Origin of the sequence: Marinobacter bryozoorum (genome assembly GCF_023156245.1) — a bacterium.
Lineage (GTDB): Bacteria > Pseudomonadota > Gammaproteobacteria > Pseudomonadales > Oleiphilaceae > Marinobacter > Marinobacter bryozoorum.
This window is the reverse complement of record NZ_JAKZAH010000019.1, coordinates 1-19,030: the sequence shown is the minus strand read 5'-3', so window position 1 is coordinate 19,030 and position 19,030 is coordinate 1. Positions and strand designations below refer to the sequence as shown.

Sequence of the window (19,030 nt, the reverse complement as noted above, 5' to 3'; positions counted from 1 at the left end):
ACTCAATCCAGGAACCGGATCAGAGCTTCCGACCCTTACCCGCAGCAATCCGCAACCGCAGGGCGTTCAGCTTGATAAAGCCTTCCGCATCCTTCTGGTCGTAGGCGCCCTCGTCTTCCTCGAAGGTGGCAATCTTCTCGTCAAACAGGGAGTCCTCGGATTTGCGGCCGACCACGTCCACGTTGCCCTTGTAGAGCTTCAGGCGAACGGTACCGTTGACGTACTCCTGGGTCTTGTCGATCAGTGCCTGCAGGGCTTCACGCTCCGGTGACCACCAGTAGCCGTTGTAGATCACCTCGGCGTAGCGCGGCATGATGTTGTCCTTCAGGTGGGCAACCTCACGGTCCAGTGTGATGGACTCGATGGCACGGTGCGCCCGCAGCATGATGGTGCCGCCAGGGGTTTCGTAGCAGCCGCGGGACTTCATGCCCACGTAGCGGTTCTCGACGATATCGATACGGCCAATGCCGTTGTCACCGCCCACCTTGTTCAGGTGTTCCAGCACCTCGTGGGGCTTCATGGCCTGGCCGTCGATGGCGACGATATCGCCCTTCTCGTAGGTGACTTCAATGTAGGTCGGCTGGTCCGGCGCGGCTTCCGGGGACACGCTCCAGCGCCACATATCGTCCTCGGCTTCCGCCCAAGGATCTTCCAGGTTGATGCCTTCGTAGGAGATGTGCAGCAGGTTGGCATCCATGGAGTACGGGCTCTTGCCCTTCTTCTTCTCCACCGGAATATTGCGCTCATCGCAGTAGGCCATCAGCTTCTCGCGGGAGTTCAGGTCCCACTCACGCCAGGGCGCAATCACCTTCACACCCGGCTTCAGTGCGTAGGCGCCGAGTTCGAAACGCACCTGGTCGTTACCCTTACCAGTGGCGCCGTGGGAGATGGCGTCAGCGCCGGTCTCGTTGGCAATCTCGATCAGTCGGCGGGCGATCAGCGGGCGGGCAATGGAAGTACCCAGCAGGTACTCGCCCTCATAGATGGTATTGGCGCGGAACATGGGGAACACGTAGTCCCGCACGTACTCCTCGCGCAGGTCCTCGATGTAGATTTCCTTAACACCCAGGGCCTTGGCCTTCTCACGGGCCGGCTCGACTTCCTCACCCTGGCCGATGTCGGCGGTAAAGGTCACCACCTCACAGTTATAGGTGTCCTGCAGCCAGCGAACGATCACGGATGTATCCAGACCACCGGAATAGGCCAGCACCACCTTTTTGATATCAGACATGCCCTTGCTCCTGCGAATCACGAAAACGAAAAAACGAGGCCCGGCCCCGTCTTCTGACTCTGAAAATAAGGCGCATATTGTACGGGAGTGCGGGGGGAATGGCTATTGGGCCCGTGGTGAACCGTATTGCACGAAGACAGTTACGTATTGCTTACGACCGAGGTAGCATCAGCGCGACAAGGAGAACCAGATTGCAAACGGAGTGCGCCATGCCGGTTATTTCAATGTTCTACGGAATCCTCATCAGAATGTATCTGCTGGACAACCAGCATCACAACCTGCCTCACATTCATGCAAGATACGCTGAGCATGAAGCCTCGATTAGCCTGGTCGATGGCGAAGTTCTCGCCGGCACATTACCTCGAAAACAGCTCCGGCTGGTGCAGGCATGGATTGAACTACACCAAGAAGAATTACTGGTAGACTGGAATCTCGCGGCTGAAGGCGAGCTACCCTTCAGAATACCGCCTTTATAGAAAGGAGCTGGCCCTATGCACTGGGATGTACAAACGGTGACACCATTGAGCGACTTTGTCCTCCGCATCGTACGCGTGGACGGCCTGGAAGGCATGTTTGATATGAAGCCCTACCTGGATCGGGGCTCATTCCGGGAGCTGAAAGACCCGGCTTACTTCAAGCAGGTTCATGTACTGTACGGCGCAATAACGTGGCCGAACGGGCAGGATATTGCGCCAGAGACACTTGAGGCCGGCCTGCAACTGCAGAGTGCCCGAAACCAGGCATAGCCAAAAGATAGACTGCCCGAGTATTCTGGCGGGGCGGGTTTGCCAAACAAATATAATTCTGGCCACTAAATCCACCAAACCCACGAAAGTTAAAAAATAGGTTCCCGTGGATTCAGTGGCCCGTAACTTATTGTCTCTTCACCCTTTCTTTCCGTTCGCCCTGAGCCTGTCGAAGGGCGCCTGTCCTTCTCCCCGTTCGCCCTGAGCTTGTCGAAGGGCGCTTATCAAAGGGCCGCCGATTCCGTGGCTATAACTATCAACCTACAGCCTGCGCCTGCTGGCTCTCCACTTCCCCGCGGATACCATCCCAGCCTTCCTTCACGGAACGCAGCAGGTTAGCCACTTCGTCCAGCTTGTCCAGGTCGTTCTTCGCGCTGGCTTCCAGCAGCATGCGCTCCATGTAGTCATAGAGGGCTTCCAGCCGCAGGGCCAGTTCCCCGCCTTTCTCAAAGTCCAGGAAGCTGCGCAGGCCGCCGACAATCTCGATGGCTTTGCTGATTAGCTGCCCCTTGGCGCTGTAATCCTTCTGCTGGATCTTCGCCTTGGCCATGTTGATGCGCTCCAACGCCCCGTTATACAGCAGCTGGATCAGCTTGTGGGGATCCGCATCGGTGATGCTGGTCTGGGTGTTTACGCGCTGATAGGCCTGCAAACCGTTCATAATCTACCTCTTTGTTACCGGCTTTCCGGTTGTGCCGTATTGGCCGCCATACCCTTGGTATAGCTGAGTCTGAATCTGTCTGGCAAGGTTAACCGTTGCCGCTGTTCTGGTTCGGTGCCAGTGCCGCCAGCTGCTGGCTGACATAGTCCCGGGTGCTGTTGAGCTGGGCGATCAACGAGTCCGCGGCGCTGAACTGGCTGATCAGGCGTTCCTGGTAGGACTGTATCCGTGTCTCCAGCTTGGCACGCTGCTCATCAATGCGCTCCAGTTCCCGGTTCAGCCCCGCTGTACGGGAGTCCAGCGCGCCATTGGCACCGAGAATATCGGTAATGGTATTTACCGCTCGCTCACTGACACCTTCAATAAACTTTACCGAACCCCGGGGGCCGGTCTCATCACCGGTGACTCGCACCTGCAGCCCGGCGGCACCGCCAGCGGCATCGCTGCCCAGGTAGAGCACCTGGCCATCACCCTGTGCGGTCTGTCCGTCGATAGTGCCGGCAACGTCTGCGCCGGCAACGCCATCGGCGGAATTGATATCCGCATTCAGCGTGCTCGTCAGGCGCACATTCGAGTCACTGCCATACTTGCCCGAGGTAAACGTGAGACCCTCAGTGGCATCCCAGGCTACGTTTACTGAACGCCCGGCCGCCTTGAGCTCATTGCTGCTGTTGAGGGCCTGCTGCATCGCAGCGGCAAATTCTTCACCGGTAAAATCATCGCCGGTGGCCGACAGGGGATCACCTGCAGGGTTGTTCTCCAGAAAAACACTGACCTGGGTCTCGCCGTCCACCTCAAAGGTAAACATATTACCGGCCATGACATTGACAGTACCCGCCTCAGCGGCCGAGTAATTCAGGCTACCCCGGGTCGCGGCCTGGGTAATATTGATGTCGTAATCGCCAGGCTGGGTAGCGGTACCACTGCGCACAAACTCCACCTGGGAATCCGTAGCCCGGCCCTGTTCCGCAAACAGCGCCGTCACGTCATCCGGGTTTTCCTGAAGCTGCTGCTGAAATTTCTGGCTGTCGAACTGCAGGTTACCCGTCTGCCAGTCCGTGGTAATACCCACATCCGCAAGGCTGCGCACACTGGCGTTTTCCAGCCCCGGAATCACATCCATCAGCACAGACTTCAACTGGCCCTGAATGTTTCGCACGGTGGAATCACCCGTCAGAATGCTGCCCTGACCACTGTCAGAGTTAAAGGAAGACAGCTCACTGATGGTGTCCTGCAGGGCGTTGAACTTGTCTACGAACCCCTGAACCCGCTCAGCCACGGCGCCGGTGTCCTGCTCCACCTTGACGGTTGAAGTGCCTGTATCGGTGATATCAAAGGTCACCCCATCCACCACGTCATCCACGGTGTTGGCGCTTTTGGTCACCTCAATGCCGTTAATGGTGAACTTGGCATCCGCGGCTTCGGTGGTCGTTTCCGCACCGGCAATAAAGTTTGTAAAATCAGCGCCATCGGTGGCGTTGTTACTGATATTAATCTGGTTGGCGGTGCCGGTCTCATCGGAGTTGAGCACCAGGCGATAACCGTTACCGGTGTTCAGAATGCTGGCAGACACCCCGGCATCGGAGTCGTTGATGGCATTGGCCACCCCCTGCAGGGTGTCATTGCTCTCGTCGATGGAGATGTTGGTAGTCTTGTCCCCCACCTGCAGGGTCATGGTGCCCTGCCCCACGCTGGTGGCGTCACGGTCTGCCACGGCGGCAAACGCCATGGCGTGGGATTCCGCGATGGTTTCCACATTAAGGTTATAGGTGCCTCGGCTGGCCTGGCTGGCATCCACACTGGCGGACACGTTGCTGCCGGAGGACGTGGCAGAGAACGACTTCATCGCATCGGCTGATCCAAGCTGACGCATGGGCAGGCGCAATTCAGTCACCGCACTGCGCAACTTGCCATAGGCAGAGATCAGCGCCTCGGTACGCTGGGTTTTCTGATCCAGCCGGGTTTCCGTAGGCTTACGCTCCGCGGCAACCAGCTGATCCACCAGGTCGGAGTTAAGAACCCCGGACCCGACACCTAATGATGAAATACCTGCCATAACCATGCCTCCTCAAGGGGGCTCAATTCGCCACTGTTCAGTTTATCGGCAGCGAGCGGCAAAACTTTGCCTCTTTTCGCTAAATCCCTATGCCGATTTGTAACAACGTGTAACAAGAGCTTTTTAGCCACGGAATTCACGGCCCTTCGACAAGCTCCCTTCGACAGGCTCAGGGCGAACGGAAAGTACAAAGACTTTTGCCACTAAAACCACGAAATCCACAAAACCTATTCTTTAATTTTCGTGGGTTTCGTGGATTTAGTGGCCAATACATCCTTGTTTCTTAGCCTTTTTTCCGTGTTCTTCCGTGGATTCCGTGGCCGATCAGTCTGTTCGAGCCCTTCCACCACCACCCGAAACGCAGAACACCGCCGGACCCTCTCAGGTGCGGCGGTGCTGAAATACCGTTGTCTTGATCAGGCCAAAAGCGGCAAGCCCTTACACCTTGATATTCAACAACGTCAGCGGTTCGTCCTGCTGCAAGTTTTCTGCCAACCTCATGGCAACCTCATCCGGAATCTGGCGGATAACCTCCTTGGTCTCCTGGTCCACCACCTTTACGATAGTCTGACCAGCGTCATTATCCACCTCGAATTGCAGGTCACGCTGAACGTTCTGTACGAAGTCGTTCAGCTGGGTAACAGCCTCACCCAGTTGCTCTCGCTGATTCTCACTGCGCGCCTGAAGCCTTTCGGCTTTGGAAGGCTCGCTGGACTGCTCGGCGGAGCGGGTTTGCGCCGTACGGCCTGCGGATGACGATGCCAGGTCGGAGGCATTCCTGCCTTCGGCCTGAGATGACGACAGTGCCTTCACCGGCGCCTGGTCGCCGGCGCGCACCAGCTTCAGGCTCGGGTTGTTCAGGTTAACGTCATTCATAGCTTTACCTCGCTATCCTCAAACGGCGGAAAGCCGGAACCCGAAGGTTCCGGCTGTTACCGTCAGTCCCTTACTGCAGGAGGGACAGAACCTGCTGCGGCCGGGCGTTGGCCTGGGCCAGGACGGAGATACCGGCCTGTTGCAGTACCTGGGATTTGGCCAGGTTGGCGGTTTCTGAAGCGAAGTCAGCGTCCAGGATACGGCTGTTGGAGGCGCTGATGTTCTCGACAGAAGTCGCGAGGTTGGCAATGGTGGATTCAAACCGGTTCTGGATCGCACCAAAGCTGCTGCGCAGATCACTGACCGTAGTCAAAGCAGCGTCTACGCGCTGAATGGTTGCATTCGCCCCGGCAATGGAAGAGACGTTTGCGTCATTCAGGCTGCCTGACGCGGTAATGTCTCCGACATTGGCACCAGTGAAGACTGTCGCAGCATCCCCAGCTGCCTCAACCGTGAAGTCCTCGCCTGAGGTGATGGTCAATACATTGTCCTCACCCAGGACCGCACTTGCGCTGCCACCCAGAGCCTTGTTGACCGCATCAACAAAGTTTTCGGCGGAAGTATAAGTGCCGGCTGCAACTGCAGACGCCTCACTGTCACCAAACTGGAAGGTGAGGTCAGTGGCGCCCAGGGTAACAGTGCTTGCTGGCACTTCTACCACCTCAGTCGCACCAGCCGATGTGCTTTCCGCCACGTTTGCAGCGGTAATAGTTGCAGCATCGGTGCCGCTGATGCTGAAGCTGCCATCTATTTCAGATCCATCGGTGAATACAACATTATCACCGTCAGCAGCAACCGTGAAGGTGGCCGCGCCATAGCCAGTTTGCCCCTGAATCGCTGTTACGAGGTCAGCCGTCGACGTGATGTTACTGTCAAGAGTGACTGCGAGCGCATTTCCTTCAGGATCGGTAACGGTGAAACTGATGTTGGCGCTTGTGTCGCCATCGTCACCCGACGCATCCAGAGTATTGGTTGTAGCGAGGGTTCCACTGGCGGCACCAATCGTGTAGCCGTTGGTGCTTGGCAGGCCGTTCTCACTGTAGGTGAGCGTTACGGTGTCCGTCGATGCTGACGCTGTAACAGTGTCGAATCGATCATCCGCGAAAGCACCATCTGCTTTGTAGGCATCAATGGCTGCCTCTAGTGCTGCTGCTGTAGTACCTGCCGTTAATGGGGTCCCGGAAATGTCCCTGGTGATAGTAACGTTGTTCGCGTCAACAACACTTTCGCCAGAGGCGCCACCTTGAGCAAAGGTGAAGGTAACTCCGTTTATTTCAATACTATCCCCATCCGCAGCAGGAGTGGTGACCTGAATCGTCGATGTTCCGGAAGAGGCTCCCGTGGTGCTGTAGTCACCAATCAAACTGGTCGCGTCGATAGCGTAGGTAGCCGCAGCTCCGGTCACACCCTCAACTCCTTCGGAGATCACCGAGCTCAAATCCACAGAGGTAGCCTGGGCGACACCGCCGATCGCACTGCTGCGCACACTCTTGGTCAGGTCCAGACCAATCGTTTCACCAACATTGGCACCCACCTGGAAGTTTGCAGCACCAAAGGTGCCGTCCAGAACCTTCAGGCCGTTGAAGGAAGTCTGACCCGCAATCCGGTTCACTTCCTGAATGCGCTGCTGCACTTCCTGGTTCAGTGCGTCCCGGTCGGATGAGCTGTTGGTGGAGTTGGCAGACTGAACCGCCAGTTCACGGATCCGCTGCAGGTTATTGGTGATTTCGTTCAACGCACCTTCAGCTGTCTGGGACAGTGAGATGGCATCGTTGGCGTTACGAGTCGCCACGTTCAGACCAGAAATCTGGGAGCTGAAGCGAGTGGAGATGGCGAGACCAGCTGCATCGTCTTTCGCAGAGTTGATGCGCAGACCGGAGGACAGGCGCTGCAAGGCCTGGTCGTTCATGCCCTGGGACTTGCTCAGCTGGTTCTGAGCGTTCAGTGAGGCTACGTTAGTGTTGATACCGAGAGCCATGGTGCTTCTCCTTCGACAGGTTGTGTCGTTTCATCGTGGAAAAGGTCTGGCGCCCATTCGTCGGTTTGGTAGCGCCGCCCTGTTGATCCACTTAACGGCGCCGGCGTGGGTTCCTTTAGAAAAAAAACGGGGCTTTTTGTAAAGGAATGTAAAAGAGCTTTGTCGGCCGCTGAATCCGCTGAAGGACGCGGAAAAATGATGGAAAGAAAAAAGGACTGTTTGCCACGGAAACCACGGAAGGACACGGAAAAAAGAAAAGACAAAGATTTTTTGGCCACGGACGGCGCGCGCCCCCCGGGGTCTGACCCATTTTTCCCGCAGGGAAAATAGGGTCTGACCCCATATTCACAACGCCCAAACCAACCCGAAAGCCAGGCCCACGCCACCAACAGCCAGATCATGGGGTCAGAGCCGATATTTTCCTGCAGAAAAATCGGATCCGACCCCGGACGACAGGCCTCCCCCCGGGGTCTGACCAAGCCCTGAACAGGGACAGACAGGAAAGAAATCGGGACAGACACCCTCCAAAGAAATCCAAACAACCAACAGGGACAGACACCCTCCAAAGAAATCCAGACCCAGCCGCACCAGCACTGCCTTCTAAACACCCCAAACCCAGTAACTCGCCCCCCAGACTTAAGCATTTGGAATATCAGGCAAAACCCGGCGCTTTCACCGAATGGCAGACGAAGCAGTGCCCGGGCCAGGCGCCAGTTGGTGAGTGTGAGATGACAAAGGGGGGGAATCAGGACACTGGACAGGGACAGACACCCTCCAAGCCCAACAGCAACACACAGACAGACACTGAACAGGGACAAAGAAATCCAGACCCAGCCACACCAGCACTGCCTTCTATACACCCTAAACCCGGTAACTCGCTCCCCCGGCCTTGAGAATCTGGAATATCAGGCAAAACCCGGCGCTTTCACCGAATGGCAGACGAAGCAGCGCCCGGGCCAGGCGCCAGTTGGTGAGTGTGAGATGACAAAGGGGGGAATCAGGCCGCCGTTCGTCGTCGGCGATGATGGGCTCGCTGGTTGGCCTGGTAGCCGCAGCAGGCGCCCTCGCCGTGTCCGTGCCCGCCTTTCTGGACTTCCTGCTGTTGCACCTCGCCGCCCTTACTCACCTGCACTTCTTCCGTGCTGGCGGTTTTGGTTTCTGAGTCTTCTTTTGTGAACATCTTCTTTACGAATGACAGCGCCATTTGAGCTCCCCGGTCTCCCTCGGCCATTAACATCTATTTCATATGAATGTTATAGATGGACACCAGTCCGGTCAAGGGCTTTTCCGGGGTACCTCCCTTGACCTATACCGGCAGCTATTTATTCAGTCTCTTTCTCTAAAAAGAGCTTCTCAAGGTTCAGAAGGCCGTCCTGGATGAGGTCAAAGCCTTTATCGATTTCGACGGCAAGGGTTTCAGTCATCAGGCCTAGAGCCTGGATCTGTTCCCTTGCTTCCCCGTAGCCTTTCTCGATGCCTGCACGGGCCTGGGCGAAGAGTTCGGTCAACCGTTCCGTGTCAGCACCAGCCTCTGCTTCGGCCTGCAGGCGGTTCTGTACGAATCCGAGTATCCTGTTCGCAACGTCAGTGGGCGTCGGGGGCTGGGCCTGGGCACTGTATTTGTGGGAGGCAACCGAAGGTTTATTAGCCAGGGCGCCCATAGCCTGCTCCAGCCGCTGCTCCATCCGGGCACGAAGCACGTTGATGGCGTCAGCCGGCGTGCGGATAACCGCCTGCGCCTCAGTCCGGGTTTCAGTGCTGGCGCGGGTCGCGGTCGCAGGTCCCGATGCCTTTCCAACAGCCCGACTGGTGGCGTCAGAGCCGTGTCCGATAATGGGGGCTACCATGGCTTTTCCTCCTGAAGGAATGGTATGTAGCAACTATCGGCAGGCAGGCCAAAACCTTTAGGAAAGCCCGACGGGCCGGGATCGCGCTACACTGACTCATTCCGATTAACAGAAGTGGAGGGATATCGGAGCCGACAGGGACAGACACCCTCCAAAGAAATCCAGACCCAGCCACACCAGCACTGCCTTCTATACACCCTAAACCCGGTAACTCGCTCCCCCGGCCTTGAGAATCTGGAATATCAGGCAAAACCCGGCGGTTTCATCGAATAGCAGACGAGGCAGTGCCCGGGCCAGGCGCCAGTTGGTGAGTGTGAGATGACAAAGGGGGGAATCAGGCCGCCGTTCGTCGTCGGCGATGATGGGCTCGCTGGTTGGCCTGGTAAACCAACAGGGACAGACACCCTCCAAAGAAATCCAGACCCAGCCTCTCCAGCACTGCCTTCTAAACACCCCAAACCCAGTAACTCGCCCCCCAGACTTAAGCATTTGGAATATCAGGCAAAACCCGGCGCTTTCACCGAATGGCAGACGAAGCAGCGCCCGGGCCAGGCGCCAGTTGGTGAGTGTGAGATGACAAAGGGGGGGAATCAGGCCGCCGTTCGTCGTCGGCGATGATGGGCTCGCTGGTTGGCCTGGTAGCGGGCTTCGAACTCCGTGGCTTCACTGAGCCATTCGTCGAAGTCGAGCCCCAGGCGCTCAAGGATGGGCAGTTCTGTTTCAGCGATGGCGCCCCGCTTGCCCGGGCGCAGGACCCGACCGGTCTGATCGACCAGTTGCAGGTAGTCCTGCAGACTGAACAAGATCCCTCGCCCGTTACTCTCTCGCTCCCCACCTTCAAACCGGGCCAGCGGCTTCAGCGTTACCGGAAACTGATAAAGAAACTGCTGCTCCGTTTGGGACTGGATTGCCGTCGCCAGGTCGAACGTTGGGGCGACTCTCTCCTTGATACTGGTGTGGTCCGATGTTTCCGGTGTATCGGCTATGGCAGCCCTTACCGGGTTCAGGTCTACATAGGCCATGCAGCTGAGCAGCGCCTCTTCGGTCAGTAACGCCTGCGATTTGAAACGTGACTCCCAGAAATGTCCAGTGCAGTCATCTTCCCGGTTGGCCTCTTTTGCAATTGATTCATTCAGGCATTTCATGAACCAGCTCAGGCTGGTCAGGCGCTCACGGTATGCGTCGGCAGCCTGCCCTACTGCACGAAGCTCGGCTCCATGCAATTCGTTACCCGCCAGATAACGCTGAACCAGCGACGGCCCCTTGAATACGCTGGTCCAGCGCTGCAGAACCTCGTCGTTGCTCCAGCTGTTCGACTCGTCCGGGCTGATCCTAACCACCAGGTGATAGTGGTTGGACATAACCGCGTAGGCGCAGAGGTCGATGGCAAAGATTGAGGCCAGTATTCGGATACGCTCTTCGATCCATTGTCGGCGGTGCTCGTAGCTTTTGCCGGAATGGCGATCAAAACCGCACAGAAACGTCCGCCGCACGCAGCGGGACACCACGTGGTAGTAAGGCGTGTCAGCTAAGGAAACGAGTTGTTCGCGGGGTCGTGTCATGCTGGTCCTTCAGCGCAGTTCAGACCAAATACCACCATGATTGCGATTTACACGCAAGAGTCGCCAATGCCGGCAGATTGAACAGCAATGCGGAGAGCGCCCCAGCGACAACCCACCAGAATCAAGCCGACCATCACCGTTGTGACTGCTGACTTTCCATGTAAAGCCTGGGCAACTTGTTGATGCGGGTCTGATACCCTTTCCCCTGAGACCTGAACCACTGCAGAACGTCCTCATCAATTCGCAGGGTTACTGGTTGCTTGGCCGGAACACGCGCCCTCGCCCGCTCAAAAAAAGCACTATCCAGTTCCGGGATGTCATCAGTGGCGATGGCCTCATCATCCATCTCAGCCAGGTGCTTCCAGTCAGTGTCCGATTTTCTGCTCATAGCCCCGAACCTCAACTTTGGCGGCTTTACGAATAGACCCAGCCAGAAATCTGAGGTGTAACTACTCTTCAGTTCTGGATCCGCCCCCTCTGTTTTGTTAAACTAAGTCAAATAGACTAAGCTAGGAGGTCAAATGTGGAATCTGTGAACATGCATGAAGCCAAGACACGTTTATCACAGCTAGTCGCGCAGGCTGCCAGAGGCGAAGGGTTCATTATCGCCAAGGCGGGAAAACCGGTTGTCCGCGTCACTGCCATTGATAGCCCCGAGCAAAGCCAACAGAAGCGAATTGGCTTCCTGGCCGGTGAGTTTACTGTCCCGGACGATTTCGACCGGATGGGCCAGGAAGAGATCGCTGAGATCTTTGGAGGTTGATGTGAACCTGCTTCTTGATACCCACATCCTCCTATGGGCTGCAGCAGAGCCCCACAAGCTATCATCCCAGGCAGTAACTCTGGTCAACAACGATGACAACAGATTGTATTTCAGCGCCGCCAGTATCTGGGAGGTGGTCATCAAGAGTGGACTCGGCCGACCGGATTTCCAGGTTGATCCGCACCTGTTAAGGCGCGGACTTGTCGACAATGGGTATCAGGAGCTGTCAATCTCATCCCGGCACACCCTTGCTGTGAGTCACCTGCCTGATATTCACAAAGACCCGTTCGATCGGATTTTGATTGCCCAGGCCGAGACGGAAGGTTTTTTGCTACTCACAGCGGATGAACTGGTGGCTCGCTATCCGGGACCTGTCCGCCGAATTTAGGCCTTTTGTCGTACCCAGCTGGCTGAAAAAGCGGCAATCCGTTTCCCTTAACAGGAAGGCAGGGAGGAGCAACATGACTCAGGAAGAGCAAAAATATGTTTCGGATATCATTAATTATTTCTGGGGAGAAGGCACAGCCAAGCCGTCCCAGATAAATCAACGAGTAGCACGGCTCGCCCACGAGGCTTTATCTGAGGCAGGCAAATGCACAGGAAACATGGACCTGGTTCCCCGCCCACCTCAAGCCCGCCCCAGCCTCAAGTACCTCATCACGCAATTCCGAAAGATCCTGACGCGCATCGCAGAAGAAGAACGTGAGATCTACCAGGTGTGTCGCCAACGGGTGCAGATAAACAGCAAGTCGGCTCTGCGACTTGCCCTGATGGGGCTGTAATATGTTCAGAATAAGCCCAGTCGCGCCCCTCATCTCGTGCATTCTGTTTAGCCTGCATACATCGGCAGACACACAGGTGGACCTCGTTTTTGCCGACTTTCGTTTTCAGGTGCCAAGCCAGCTAGCCGCCATTGGTGTCCAGGATAATGAAACGTTCCTGGCAATTCGTTACGGCAACGAGCCAGGTCGAAATTATCTCACATTCACCAATCAACCTACTGTTCCCACCAACGGATGTCCGCCAGAGGAATTCTTCTCCAAAGCAATGGAACTTGAGCGGAGCGCTGCGACAAGTGACTCGTGTGATGCCAGCGACATTCAGGACTTCCGGACGTTTTTTTTAGAACAATCAGAGAGTGGGGTATGGAAAGGTCAGGATTTCCGAGCGTATTACCTGCTCAAGGATGAGAAAAGCATGGTTTATTTGAACGGACCAGATAGGAGCTACATTAAAGTTGATACCGACTTTTTAAACACGGATGAACTGAAGTCCCTGATAGAAAACGCCGAGCTGTTGTAGGGGCTGATCCTCTTGTAGACAACCACTCAGTACACCATAACCTCGATCCTTTTCAGCACCGGCTCATACCACTGTGTGGTATCGCTCGCTATGCCTTGCTCATCGCGCAGTAGTTTCCCCTATTCCACCCGAAACCACGGTCGCCACCGGCTACACTGACAGGCTCACATTCAGTGCGAAGGGAGATGTGCAATGGCTGACCTGTACCAGGATTTTCATTTGCAACCGCTGGCCGGTGAATGGCGTGAAGGCAGTAGTGAAACCACGCGCCCGGTGATGAACCCATACTCCGGAGAGGAGCTGGTGAGCATTCGGCTCGCCAACTCAGACGATCTGGACAAGGCCTACCGTAAGGCCGAAGCCGCCCAGCAAGCCTGGGCCAACCGGGCACCTTCAGAGCGAGCCGCCGTGCTGCTTCGGGCCGTGTCGATTTTCGATGAGCGTAAAGAGGAAATCATCGACTGGCTGATTCGCGAATCCGGCAGCACCCGCCTGAAGGCGATGGTGGAGTGGGAAAGCGCTCGCGGCATTACCCTGGAATCGGCGAGTATGCCGGCAAGGGCGCATGGCTACACCATGGCCAGCGACATCCCGGGCAAGGAGAACCTGGTCTACCGGCGCCCATTGGGCGTGGTCGGGGTGATCAGTCCCTGGAACTTCCCCCTGCACCTGTCCCAGCGGTCGGTCGCTCCGGCGCTGGCCCTTGGTAACGCAGTGGTGATCAAACCTGCCAGCGATACCCCGGTAACCGGTGGGCTTTTGCTGGCTCGCATCTTCGAAGAGGCCGGTCTGCCCGCCGGCGTGCTGAGTGTCGTGGTGGGTGCCGGCTCCGAGATCGGTGACGACTTCGTCGCCCACCCGGTGCCTGCGCTGATTTCGTTCACCGGCTCTACCCCTGTCGGCAAGAATATCGGTCGCATTGCAAACGGCGGTGACCATATAAAGAAGGTAGCGCTGGAGCTGGGCGGCAACAGTCCCTTTGTGGTCCTGGATGACGCGGATGTAGAGCAGGCCGCGAAAGCCGCTGTGTTCGGCAAGTTCCTGCATCAGGGTCAGATCTGCATGGCCATCAACCGGATCATTGTCGATCAAAGTCGCTACGACGAATTCGTGGCCGCCTTTGTCGCCCACGTCAAAACCCTCAAGGTGGGTGATCCTTCGGATATCGAAACCGCCATTGGCCCGATTATCAATCAGTCCCAGCTTGAGGGCCTGCAGCACAAGATCGCAGGCGCGAAAAAAGAAGGGGCGACGGTGTTGCTGGAGGGCGAAGTCAGCGGGCAGATGCTTCCACCCCACGTATTCGGTGATGTAACGCCCGATATGGAACTGAGCGCCGAGGAGATCTTCGGACCCATTGCCGGCATCCAGAAGGCGAGGGATGAACAGCATGCCCTGGAACTGGCCAATGGCACGGAGTTCGGCCTTTCCAGTGCGGTGTTCAGCGGCAACACGGAACGGGGCCTGAACTTCGCCCGCCAGGTGCGGGCCGGGATGACCCATGTGAACGACATGCCGGTGAACGATGAAGCCGCCCTGCCCTTCGGTGGCGAGAAAAACTCCGGCCTGGGCCGCTTTAACGGCGACTGGGCCATCGAGGAGTTCTCAACGGTGCAGTGGGTCAGCGTTCAGCGAACACCCAGGCAGTATCCGTTCTGAGTGAATGCTTCAATTTCAGGCCCATCCTTAAAACCGGTTGATTCCACACCGCCAGGGGCCACCAGCCTCTGGCGACTCTATTTTTCCCGAAACCAACAAAGACATTACCCGGGATTGGCTGAAAAAGCGGCAATTCGTTTCCCTTGCCGGCGCCAGTATTCTGGCAACCCTTCCTGCCCCACTCCTGTCGCGATTATCTAAATAACTTCAAAAACAGCCCCTTAAACGGCCTTTCGCAAAACTGGCACACCCTTCGCTAGATATCCGGCAAAACGGCAATTCAACGAATTTGCGCCGGCAGAAGTTTCCGCCTTCGGGAGCACCGTCCGGCATCTCTTAGCAGGGAGAAGGGTTATGCCTCAGATCATCAACACCAACATTGCGTCGCTGAATGCACAGCGCAATCTGAACGCATCACAGGGCGATGCCAACGTCGCGCTTGAGCGACTGTCATCCGGTCTGCGGATCAACTCTGCGAAAGACGATGCCGCGGGCCTGGCAATATCCGAACGCTTCCAATCACAGATCTCCGGCCTGAACCAGGCACAACGTAATGCCAATGACGGCATTTCCCTGGCACAAACCGCAGAAGGTGCCATGGATGAGATCACCAACAACCTGCAGCGCATCCGGGAGCTGGCCGTTCAGTCCGCCAACGCGACCAACAGCATCTCTGACCGTCAGGCACTGAATCAAGAGGTCCAGCAACGGATTGAAGAGATCAACAGGATTGCAAGCCAGACTTCGTTTAACGGGCTTAAGGTCTTGGATGGAACGTTTTCGACTCAGACTTTCCAAGTTGGCGCAAATACTGGTGAAACAATTGCAATCAGCGGCTTGGATTCTCGGGGGAGCCAGATTGGCTCGGTCATGAAAGAGACCAGTGGTTTAGCAAGCTTCGCGGTGGAACAGGGTGCTACTGGAGAAACTCCCATCAATGTCTCATCATTGGATCTGGGTACGACCGTAACCGCCGACATAACGCTGGGCGGTGAGCTTCTGAATGTTGATACGTCCTCAGTATCGGATGTAAATACCCTCGCAACCGCTATCAACAATGCCATTACCACTAACGGTAACCTGACCGGCATTTCGGCAGCCGTTTCTGGCGATGGTAGCTCTATCGTTTTCTCGAACACTGAGTCCACGAACCTCAGTGCTGACATTTCTATCAGTGACAGTACCGGTAGCCAAGTATCCGTAACAGGCACCGACTTCAGCCTCGCACCCACCCCCGTTACAAACTCTTCAACCCAGCTCGTATCGGGTGCTGATGGCTTAGACCTGACTGCGGACATTATTGTTTCGTTTAACATTGACAACGGCTCCGGCTCTTCACCGGTTTCATTCACAGTTACCGGTAACACAGCCACCAATCTGGGTGAATTGGCGACGGCTATTAGCGACGAGCTATCCGATGCAGGATATGGAGACTTGTCGGTTGTTGCGAACGGCACCGCGCTAGATCTTGAGAACGCGTCGACTGATACGTCCTATGCACTTGACACCGTTTCGCTCAGTGACTCTACGACTACTGTGACTGCACCCTCAGTTAATGGTGCAGTCGCCACTACTGGCACGTCACCTAGTGATGCCCTAGCTGACTTCGGTAGCGCTATTGACCTGGACTCCGGTGTCACTGGCTCCTTTGTCGTAAACGATGGCGCTGCTGATACCACAGTTAACTTCACCTTGGCCGCCGGCACCGGCAATACCATGACGGACCTCAACGATGCCATTAATACTGCTCTGGCCGATGCGGGCCTCGATGGCGACCTGAGTGCAGCGATCAATGGCGGTACTGCTACTCAGATTGATCTGAGTAACAGCTCTACCTCCGCCAACTACTCTATCTCAGGCTTCAACGCCGCCGATGGTGGTACCGTAAATAGCGTCACTTCCACGGCCCCTCTTACCGCTGCAAAATCCATAACACTAGCCGACAAGTTTGCAGACGGTGAGTCCTACAACTTCAACATCGACATCAACGGTACCGCATACGAATTCGAGGGCATCACGTCGCTGAATGATATCGTCAGCCAGGTAAACGCCCAGTCCAACGACACACACATCGAAGCTCACCTGAATGCTGACAATGACGAGATCTTCTTCTCCTCCCAGTTTGGCGAGCCATTCACCGTCGACATCCAAGCAGACCTCAATGGCGATGGCACGTTCGACGCTGCCACAGAAACCATAGAGCCCCTGGTAGCAACCGTCGAAGATGACACTCAGACCGTTAACGATATCGACATCTCCACCCGCGAAGGCGCAGATATTGCGATGATCTCCGTAGACTACGCAATAGACACGATCAACGGCTTCAGGGCACAGCTGGGTGCGGTCCAAAACCGTTTCGAATCCACGATTCAAAACCTGAGCACCACCTCCGAGAACCTTTCGGCCTCTAACAGCCGGATCCGCGATGCCGACTTCGCCGCGGAGACAGCGGAACTGGCCCGGACCCAGGTACTGCAGTCCGCCGGCCTGTCGGTACTGGCCCAGGCCAACGCCCGGCCGCAGCAGGTGTTGCAGTTGCTACAGGGCTAACACCTAAAATATGGTAAGGAAACGGTCGGCCTATGCCGGCCGTTTTTGTTTACGATCTGTCGCAGATTGATCCGGTTCCTTACTGTCGCAGATCGATGGCATAATATGCCAACAGTTACAGCAGGGAACTTGAGATGGCTACCCGAAATATCGTACTGACGGACCACCAGAACACTCTGGTAGACATGCTGGTCAAGGCTGGTCGCTATCAGAATGCCAGCGAGGTTTTGCGAGAAGGCCTGAGGTTGGTTGAACAACAGGAACTTCGTCACCAAAGGAAACTGCACGAACTGCGCGAGGCTTTGGACGAGGGGCTCTCAGACGCCGACTCAGGACGCACGGTTTCTCTCGGCGTGGGAGAAGAAATCGCAGACTACCTGACCAGCCGAGCATCCAGAATCACCAGGGAGAGCTGAAAACGTGCAGACGCCACTATGGACGGTGGAATTCTCGGAAACGGCCCTCACTGACTTTGATGAAATCATTTACAACACGCTGATTGAGTTTGGCCAAATGCAGGCCGACCATCACCTCCGTGACTGCTGACTTTCCATGTAAAGCCTGAGCAACTTGTTGATGCGGGTCTGATACCCCTTCCCCTGAGACCTGAACCACTCCAGAACGTCCTCATCAATTCGCAGGGTTACTGGTTGCTTGGCCGGAACACGCACCCTCGCCCGCTCAAAAAAAACCTATCCAGTTCCGGGATGTCATCAGTGGCGATGGCCTCATCATCCATCTCAGCCAGGTGCTTCCAGTCAGTGTCCGATTTTCTGCTCATAGCCCCGAACCTCAACTTTGGTGGCTGTACGGGCTGATATGATCCGAACGATATCACGAACCGGGGGACAGGTGCCTTCCGAAGTGCTTCGACAGCAGGGCTGCCATAGCCGATACTGATTACCTGAAAACAACCCCGACTTAACAAAAATGAGGCAATTAACAATGACCAACCTGTTGACGCGAGATACCGACGATAACGGCATTACCACGCTCACACTGAACGAGCCCGACCAGCGCAACAGCCTTTCCATGGCCATGCTTGATGCCCTGTCGGAGGCCCTCACGGATATCGCAGCAGACGACAATACACGGGTGGTGGTGCTGGGAGCTGCGGGCAGTGTGTTTTGCGCAGGCCACAACCTTAAAGAAATCCGCGACCAGCTTGGCAGCCATGAATTCCAGTTAGCGCTGTTTGATAAGTGCAGCAAAGTGATGCAACAGGTGGTGACTCTTCCAAAGCCAGTGATTGCCCGGGTGGCTGGCGTGGCAACTGCCGCCGGATGTCAGCTGGTGGCCAGTTGTGACCTGGCGGTTGCGGCGGATTCGGCCCGTTTTGCCACGCCGGGGGTGAACATTGGCCTGTTCTGCTCAACGCCCATGGTGGCATTGTCACGCAACGTATCCCGCAAGCACGCCATGGAGATGCTGCTGACCGGTGAAATGATCAGTGCCACCCGCGCTGAGCAGATCGGGCTGGTCAACCGGGTGGTTGATGAGTCACTACTGGATGAAACGGTATACGCCATGGCACGCACAATTGCCGGAAAATCCGGGCACACACTGAAGATTGGAAAGGGCGCGTTTTATCAGCAACTGGAAATGCCACTGACTGAGGCCTACGACTATACGGCCAAAATCATGGCGGATAACCTGCAGGCCGACGATGCTAGGGAAGGGATCTGTGCGTTTCTGGATAAGCGCAAGCCGGAATGGAAAGATTGCTAGTGTCCCGTTTGGTTAATTCGCTGACCTACTGCGTGACGCTGGGGCCTCTGGCCAAGGCGCCAGTCCGAAGG

23 protein-coding genes are annotated in these 19,030 nt (G+C 56.2%); 11 read left to right on the top strand and 12 right to left on the bottom strand.

Annotated elements, in window-relative coordinates; genetic code table 11:
• Nucleotides 1-19: 19 nt before the first annotated feature.
• Entirely contained in the window at nt 20-1,231 is a 1,212-nt protein-coding gene (locus tag MLC59_RS11725; RefSeq protein ID WP_248234450.1) for an argininosuccinate synthase, read from the bottom strand.
• Between the two features lie 209 nt (nt 1,232-1,440).
• On the opposite strand from MLC59_RS11725, the gene MLC59_RS11720 reads away from it, so the two are divergent.
• Nucleotides 1,441-1,707, top strand: coding sequence for a DUF4160 domain-containing protein (locus MLC59_RS11720; RefSeq protein WP_248234449.1), 267 nt, complete (start codon nt 1,441-1,443; stop codon nt 1,705-1,707).
• A gap of 15 nt (nt 1,708-1,722) precedes the next feature.
• Entirely contained in the window at nt 1,723-1,977 is a 255-nt protein-coding gene (locus MLC59_RS11715; RefSeq protein WP_248234448.1) for a DUF2442 domain-containing protein, read from the top strand.
• 256 nt (nt 1,978-2,233) lie between these two features.
• Here the strand turns inward: MLC59_RS11715 and fliS are convergent, their stop codons facing one another.
• The 9 genes from fliS to MLC59_RS11665 all read right to left on the bottom strand — a co-directional run bounded on the left by fliS (nt 2,234) and on the right by MLC59_RS11665 (nt 11,345).
• Nucleotides 2,234-2,638, bottom strand: a complete 405-nt coding sequence (gene fliS / locus MLC59_RS11710; RefSeq protein ID WP_248234447.1) for a flagellar export chaperone FliS — start codon at nt 2,636-2,638, stop codon at nt 2,234-2,236.
• Nucleotides 2,639-2,726: 88 nt separating this feature from the next.
• Nucleotides 2,727-4,694, bottom strand: coding sequence for a flagellar filament capping protein FliD (fliD, locus tag MLC59_RS11705; RefSeq protein WP_248234446.1), 1,968 nt, complete (start codon nt 4,692-4,694; stop codon nt 2,727-2,729).
• Between the two features lie 438 nt (nt 4,695-5,132).
• Nucleotides 5,133-5,570, bottom strand: coding sequence for a flagellar protein FlaG (locus tag MLC59_RS11700; RefSeq protein ID WP_248234445.1), 438 nt, complete (start codon nt 5,568-5,570; stop codon nt 5,133-5,135).
• A gap of 70 nt (nt 5,571-5,640) precedes the next feature.
• On the bottom strand, nt 5,641-7,548 hold the full coding sequence (locus tag MLC59_RS19945) for a flagellin N-terminal helical domain-containing protein (RefSeq protein ID WP_282450968.1): 1,908 nt from the start codon (nt 7,546-7,548) through the stop codon (nt 5,641-5,643).
• Nucleotides 7,521-7,949: a hypothetical protein gene (locus tag MLC59_RS11685; RefSeq protein WP_248234444.1), complete on the bottom strand. Its 429-nt coding sequence runs from the start codon at nt 7,947-7,949 to the stop codon at nt 7,521-7,523. Before MLC59_RS11685 ends, MLC59_RS19945 begins: the two co-directional genes overlap by 28 nt.
• Before the next feature lie 596 nt (nt 7,950-8,545).
• On the bottom strand, nt 8,546-8,752 hold the full coding sequence (locus MLC59_RS11680) for a hypothetical protein (RefSeq protein WP_248234442.1): 207 nt from the start codon (nt 8,750-8,752) through the stop codon (nt 8,546-8,548).
• Between the two features lie 118 nt (nt 8,753-8,870).
• Nucleotides 8,871-9,395, bottom strand: a complete 525-nt coding sequence (locus MLC59_RS11675; RefSeq protein WP_248234441.1) for a DUF5610 domain-containing protein — start codon at nt 9,393-9,395, stop codon at nt 8,871-8,873.
• A gap of 590 nt (nt 9,396-9,985) precedes the next feature.
• Nucleotides 9,986-10,957: a transposase gene (locus MLC59_RS11670; protein WP_248234440.1), complete on the bottom strand. Its 972-nt coding sequence runs from the start codon at nt 10,955-10,957 to the stop codon at nt 9,986-9,988.
• Nucleotides 10,958-11,090: 133 nt separating this feature from the next.
• Nucleotides 11,091-11,345, bottom strand: a complete 255-nt coding sequence (locus MLC59_RS11665; protein WP_248234438.1) for a BrnA antitoxin family protein — start codon at nt 11,343-11,345, stop codon at nt 11,091-11,093.
• A 150-nt stretch (nt 11,346-11,495) separates the two neighbouring features.
• Here MLC59_RS11665 and MLC59_RS11660 point away from each other — a divergent pair, with 150 nt between their 5' ends.
• From MLC59_RS11660 to MLC59_RS19935, 8 genes are all read left to right on the top strand, one after another.
• Complete coding sequence (locus MLC59_RS11660) at nt 11,496-11,720, top strand: type II toxin-antitoxin system Phd/YefM family antitoxin (protein WP_248234436.1); 225 nt, start codon at nt 11,496-11,498, stop codon at nt 11,718-11,720.
• A 1-nt stretch (nt 11,721) separates the two neighbouring features.
• Nucleotides 11,722-12,108 carry a type II toxin-antitoxin system VapC family toxin gene (locus MLC59_RS11655; protein WP_248234434.1) on the top strand — a complete coding sequence of 129 codons (387 nt, stop codon included), beginning with the start codon at nt 11,722-11,724 and terminating at the stop codon, nt 12,106-12,108.
• 73 nt (nt 12,109-12,181) lie between these two features.
• On the top strand, nt 12,182-12,502 hold the full coding sequence (locus MLC59_RS11650; RefSeq protein WP_248234433.1) for a hypothetical protein: 321 nt from the start codon (nt 12,182-12,184) through the stop codon (nt 12,500-12,502).
• A 76-nt stretch (nt 12,503-12,578) separates the two neighbouring features.
• Nucleotides 12,579-13,022 (top strand): hypothetical protein, encoded by a 444-nt coding sequence (locus MLC59_RS11645; RefSeq protein WP_248234432.1) that lies wholly within the window; start codon nt 12,579-12,581, stop codon nt 13,020-13,022.
• A 192-nt stretch (nt 13,023-13,214) separates the two neighbouring features.
• Nucleotides 13,215-14,681 (top strand): aldehyde dehydrogenase family protein, encoded by a 1,467-nt coding sequence (locus MLC59_RS11640; RefSeq protein WP_248234431.1) that lies wholly within the window; start codon nt 13,215-13,217, stop codon nt 14,679-14,681.
• A 354-nt stretch (nt 14,682-15,035) separates the two neighbouring features.
• A complete protein-coding gene (locus tag MLC59_RS19940) occupies nt 15,036-17,231 on the top strand; it encodes a flagellin N-terminal helical domain-containing protein (RefSeq protein WP_282450967.1) in 2,196 nt (731 codons plus the stop codon).
• A gap of 134 nt (nt 17,232-17,365) precedes the next feature.
• The gene (locus MLC59_RS11625) at nt 17,366-17,647 is read left to right on the top strand and encodes a type II toxin-antitoxin system ParD family antitoxin (protein ID WP_248234430.1); all 282 of its coding nucleotides are present in this window, start codon (nt 17,366-17,368) and stop codon (nt 17,645-17,647) included.
• A 4-nt stretch (nt 17,648-17,651) separates the two neighbouring features.
• The gene (locus MLC59_RS19935) at nt 17,652-17,777 is read left to right on the top strand and encodes a hypothetical protein (RefSeq protein WP_282450973.1); all 126 of its coding nucleotides are present in this window, start codon (nt 17,652-17,654) and stop codon (nt 17,775-17,777) included.
• On the opposite strand, the gene MLC59_RS20135 is transcribed toward MLC59_RS19935, so the two are convergent.
• A complete protein-coding gene (locus MLC59_RS20135; protein WP_427901721.1) occupies nt 17,759-17,902 on the bottom strand; it encodes a BrnA antitoxin family protein in 144 nt (47 codons plus the stop codon). The genes MLC59_RS19935 and MLC59_RS20135 overlap by 19 nt on opposite strands.
• A complete protein-coding gene (locus MLC59_RS20130) occupies nt 17,875-18,012 on the bottom strand; it encodes a hypothetical protein (protein ID WP_427901725.1) in 138 nt (45 codons plus the stop codon). The genes MLC59_RS20135 and MLC59_RS20130 overlap by 28 nt, the downstream gene beginning before the upstream one ends.
• 164 nt (nt 18,013-18,176) lie before the next feature.
• Here MLC59_RS20130 and MLC59_RS11615 point away from each other — a divergent pair, with 164 nt between their 5' ends.
• On the top strand, nt 18,177-18,959 hold the full coding sequence (locus MLC59_RS11615) for an enoyl-CoA hydratase (RefSeq protein WP_248234429.1): 783 nt from the start codon (nt 18,177-18,179) through the stop codon (nt 18,957-18,959).
• The last annotated feature ends 71 nt before the right edge of the window (nt 18,960-19,030 follow it).